This window comes from Falsigemmobacter intermedius (assembly GCF_004054105.1).
GTDB lineage: Bacteria > Pseudomonadota > Alphaproteobacteria > Rhodobacterales > Rhodobacteraceae > Wagnerdoeblera > Wagnerdoeblera intermedia.
In genome coordinates, this window is record NZ_SBLC01000094.1 from 1 (window position 1) to 3888 (window position 3888).

General features: G+C 54.7%; 6 protein-coding genes. 4 read left to right on the forward strand and 2 right to left on the reverse strand.

Annotated elements, in window-relative coordinates:
* The first annotated feature begins 296 nt into the window (after positions 1-296).
* Positions 297-1256: a glycosyltransferase family 8 protein gene (locus tag EP867_RS19005; RefSeq protein ID WP_128491009.1), complete on the forward strand. Its 960-nt coding sequence runs from the start codon at positions 297-299 to the stop codon at positions 1254-1256.
* 1 nt (position 1257) lies between these two features.
* Here the strand turns inward: EP867_RS19005 and EP867_RS19010 are convergent.
* Both EP867_RS19010 and EP867_RS19015 read right to left on the reverse strand, forming a co-directional pair.
* Positions 1258-2045 (reverse strand): IS5 family transposase gene (locus EP867_RS19010; protein ID WP_128491010.1). Its coding sequence is split into 2 segments (ribosomal slippage): positions 1258-1706 and positions 1706-2045, totalling 789 coding nucleotides; the frame shifts between segments, so codons are not numbered across the junction.
* A 50-nt stretch (positions 2046-2095) separates the two neighbouring features.
* On the reverse strand, positions 2096-2428 hold the full coding sequence (locus EP867_RS19015) for an SOS response-associated peptidase (RefSeq protein ID WP_128491011.1): 333 nt from the start codon (positions 2426-2428) through the stop codon (positions 2096-2098).
* A gap of 403 nt (positions 2429-2831) precedes the next feature.
* Between EP867_RS19015 and EP867_RS19020 the strand changes: the two genes are divergently transcribed.
* The 3 genes from EP867_RS19020 to EP867_RS19030 form a co-directional block, all read left to right on the forward strand.
* Positions 2832-3215 carry a replication initiation protein gene (locus tag EP867_RS19020; RefSeq protein WP_128491012.1) on the forward strand — a complete coding sequence of 128 codons (384 nt, stop codon included), beginning with the start codon at positions 2832-2834 and terminating at the stop codon, positions 3213-3215.
* A 63-nt stretch (positions 3216-3278) separates the two neighbouring features.
* Positions 3279-3587 carry a transposase gene (locus tag EP867_RS19025; RefSeq protein ID WP_128491013.1) on the forward strand — a complete coding sequence of 103 codons (309 nt, stop codon included), beginning with the start codon at positions 3279-3281 and terminating at the stop codon, positions 3585-3587.
* 109 nt (positions 3588-3696) lie between these two features.
* The coding region (locus tag EP867_RS19030) for an IS3 family transposase (protein ID WP_164888964.1) at positions 3697-3888 on the forward strand (192 nt) is incomplete at its 3' end.

Genomic DNA, 3888 nt, shown 5'->3' on the forward strand with positions numbered 1-3888 from the left:
GCAGATACCAGCTTGAATCACGATCCAGGCTCGGTGTGAATCCCTTTTGTCAACATGACCTAAGAAATTCAGATCCCGTCAGTACGATGAGCTGGCGGCATCGGTTGAGGTCTGGCCGATCTGGCTGCGAGCCACACGGGGCGATCCGCGTAATTGCTTTTGAATGGGAAATGAGCCGTTGCTCTTTCATACCAATGAGTGATTGACGTTGTGATCAGGACGTGCACCCCTAAATTGATCCTGACGTACCTGCGCGCCAGCCAAACTGAGTATATTAATTGACCAGTAAGATCTCTATGAGCCGATTTCGTAAGGCATTGGTGCTTTGCGTGGATCAGCCATATCTTCCGTTCGCGCTCTTTTTGATGCGCCAGATCGACTATCATGAACCGGAGCGCGAATTTGACTTTGTGTTAATGTCGGATAGTCCTCTGACGATTCCTTCCGCGTTTGATGGGCTCAAGATCAAGGTGCTTCCTCCCTTGGAGAGTGAGGCATACGGGAAGCAGAAGATCACGCATCTCGCACGCTCCGCCTACCTGCGGCTGTGGGCTGCTGAAGCTCTCGCCGGCATTTATGATCGCATCCTTTACTTGGATTCCGACATGTTTGCGGATGGAGGTGGATTCTCACGTCTGATGGATACGGATATGCAGGGATGCGCAATTGCAGCGGTGCGCGACGTGCAGCAATGGTATCGCCCCCATCGTGATGTGGAGGAATTTCGACGCGCAGGGCGCAAAGGCCGGCGCTATTTCAACAGCGGCCTTTTGCTGATTGATGTGGCACGATACCAGGCAGATGGTGTCCTTAATAAAGCTTTGGAAATAGCAAGCAGGCACCCCGAATGGGTGCGTCACCATGATCAGTCTCTGCTAAACTTAGCAGTAGATGGAAATTGGGTTGAACTTTCGCCGGTCTGGAACTGGCAGTGGCCGATCAAATATCAGCTTTTTGGGGACTGGTGTGGCGTCCGCCTAAATCATTTTATTGGTTGGTATAAGCCTTGGATGGACCGGGATGGTCTTTGCGCTGCACGATTTGTATTGAATTATGAATCGTTTCTAAGCCGCCATTTCCCTGAAACTCTGTATGCGCCGCCTGAAAAGCCTTCCCTCCTTTACGGAGGGAAAAGGTACTGGAAAATGGTTTTGAGGTTCTTTGCGCTGCGGGGCAAACTCTTAAACTATCTGAAGGAATTCCCTGATCCGTTTACCGTTCGCGTAAATCGGCCCCGTGAGACCTCCTCTTCCTAGGTCATGTTGACAAATGGCGTATCCAGAGACGGATCGACGTGATGTCAATGAAGCCGAGGAAGCTTTCCGCGGTTTTGTCGTAGCGGGTCGCGACACGCCTGGCGTTTTTGAGTTTGTTGAAGCAGCGTTCGACCAGATTACGCAGGCGATACAGGGAGCGATCGACACCAATCCGCTTCTTGCGAGACTTGCGCATCGGTATCACGGGCAGGACGTTGCGCCCCTCCATGCCGTCTCTGATCTTGTCTGCATCGTAGCCGCGATCCGCGAGCAGCACACTCGGGCGGGGCAGATTATCCGCCATCACCAGATCGAAGCCGAGATAGTCTGACGTCTGGCCTGGCGTAATCTCTGTCCTCATGGGAAGCCCGTGTGCATTGACGAGGAGGTGGATCTTGGTCGTAAAGCCACCTCGAGAACGGCCGAAACCCTGTCGCGGAGTCCCCCTTTAGCGCCCGCTGCCTGATGGTGGGCGCGGATCACGGTGCTGTCGATCATCTGCAGGGCACTTGGCACGGATCCGCTCTGGTTCAGGGCCTCCATGATGTCCTCCCAGAGCCCTGCCAACGTCCAGCGCCGGAATTGCCGATAGACGCTCGACCATTTGCCGAACTCCCCGGGAAGATCGCGCCATGGCGCCCCGGTTCGGGCAATCCAGAAAATTCCATCAAGAACGAGGCGGTGGTTGGTGGGTTTGCGCCCGTTCGGGGCGCGGACAGCGAAGATGAAGCGCTCAAAGAACGCCCATTCCTCGTCCGACATAAGGGCTCGTGCCAAACTGGCCTCCATCGCAGATGCCAGCTTGAAACATGATCAAAGCCTGATGTGAATCCCTTTTGTCAACACGTCCTAGAGCCTTTCTCACCGGTCCATTCGTAGTAACCGCCGACAGGGATCAGACAGCGCCCGGATTTCCAGACAGAGCGAAAGGTTGCCTTTTCTTCGACCTCCTCAATGCGTGCATTGATGGTATTGGCTTTCCAGTCTTTCAGCTCACCTTTATGCCAGAAGGGTATCAGCCCCCAGCGAGCCGTGAGGATTTCACCTCGGTGGTCGATGTAGATGTCTTGTGTGGGCTTAACGTTAAAGCGCTGGCTGATCGGCGTGATTTTAATCTCGCGCAGCTCGAACTCGGTTCCGAGCAGGTTTGGGTCTACGAAGCGTCCACACATCTGCGATCCTCCCACACACTGGTCTGCCCTGGGGCGGACCGTGGTGACTTGAATATGTGCCTGTCCCTTACCTTCATGAACGGAGGCAGCCTCATTTAGGTTGATCGCCTATCATGACTTTTTGGGCGAGGTTGCGACCGTTCTTGTCTTTCTTAAAGATTCTTCTTTTTTACCAAAGGTAACCAATTGAACTTACTTACTTAAAACACATCTACTGTGACCTATTGGGCGAGGTATCGTGACTTTTCGGGCGAGGTCAGGTGACTTTTGGGGCGAGGTAACATGACTTTTTGGGCGAGGTTAGCTCCCGTATCCGGGTACCTTTTATGTGTCTCAGGCGATAAAGGTTTGAACTGCCCTCCATAATCCTTATTGTGACCGGAAAGATTTGTCAGGTCACAATATGAGCGGTCAACCTCGCCCAAAAAGTCACGATAGCGGTACACTCTCAGCGTTTCAGCGCCGCGGTGAGGTGATTAAGCCAGCCGAGCTCATCGAAGTGCGGGGCGGCGACAAGATCACTCTCACGGCCCGTCGCATTTACAACCAGCTTCTCGCCAATGCCTTCGGTCCTGACATGGCTTCTGATGGTCAGGAGTTCAGCATTCCTTTCACGGAGCTGCGCGGTAACCACACCTCCAACGATCGGGTCACGGAAGCCATCCTGAGCCTGATGCAGACGGTGGTCCGTGTTCGCATGACGGATGGGACCGAGCGGAATGTGCATCTGCTGGGAGCGACCGATATCGAGAAGAATGGCCCTAGTGTAGCCACCCTGCTCATCTAGAGGTGGTCGCACGAATTCGGACCAGGAGCTAAGCTTTAGCGCCTGAGGAGGAACCGGTCCGAAATGACGAAACGCAAGCGCTATTCTGCAGAGTTCAAGGCGAAGGTGGCTCTTGAAGCGATCCGCGAGGAACTGACGACGGCCGAGTTGGCCAGGAAATACGACATCCATCCGACAATGATTAGCGGCTGGAAGCGGACCGCGATCGAGAACATGGCCGCAGCCTTTGGCGGGGCGTCATCCGCCGAGCCGCAGATCTCTGCGGGTGAAGTCGAGAAGCTGCACGCGAAGATTGGCCAGCTCGTCATTGAGCGGGATTTTTTGTCGGCAGCCTCCAGTCTCATTCTCGGGACTGGAGGCAAAAAGCGGTGAAACAGGATCATCCCGACCTGAGCGTCCGGCGGCAATGCAGCCTGCTGTCTCTGGCGCGGTCAGGCCTCTATAACAGCCCCGCGGCGAAAGCGCCGAGAACCTGACCTTCATGGACATCATCGATCGCCAGTTCCTTGAAACGCCGTGGTATGGGTCCCGGCAGATGGCTCGTCACATGCAGCGCCAAGGTCATAAATGTGGGCGACATCGGGTCCGCCGGCTGATGCGATTGATGCGTCTGGTGCCGATCTATCAGGCGCCAAAGACCAGCAAGAAGCATCCGGAACACAAGATTTATCCG

Coding starts and splice junctions, on each gene's coding strand:
- EP867_RS19005 (WP_128491009.1), top strand. CDS start 297: ATGAGCCGATTTCGTAAGGCATTGGTGCTTTGCGTGGATCAGCCATAT.
- EP867_RS19015 (WP_128491011.1), bottom strand. CDS start 2,428: ATGTGTGGACGCTTCGTAGACCCAAACCTGCTCGGAACCGAGTTCGAG.
- EP867_RS19020 (WP_128491012.1), top strand. CDS start 2,832: ATGAGCGGTCAACCTCGCCCAAAAAGTCACGATAGCGGTACACTCTCA.
- EP867_RS19025 (WP_128491013.1), top strand. CDS start 3,279: ATGACGAAACGCAAGCGCTATTCTGCAGAGTTCAAGGCGAAGGTGGCT.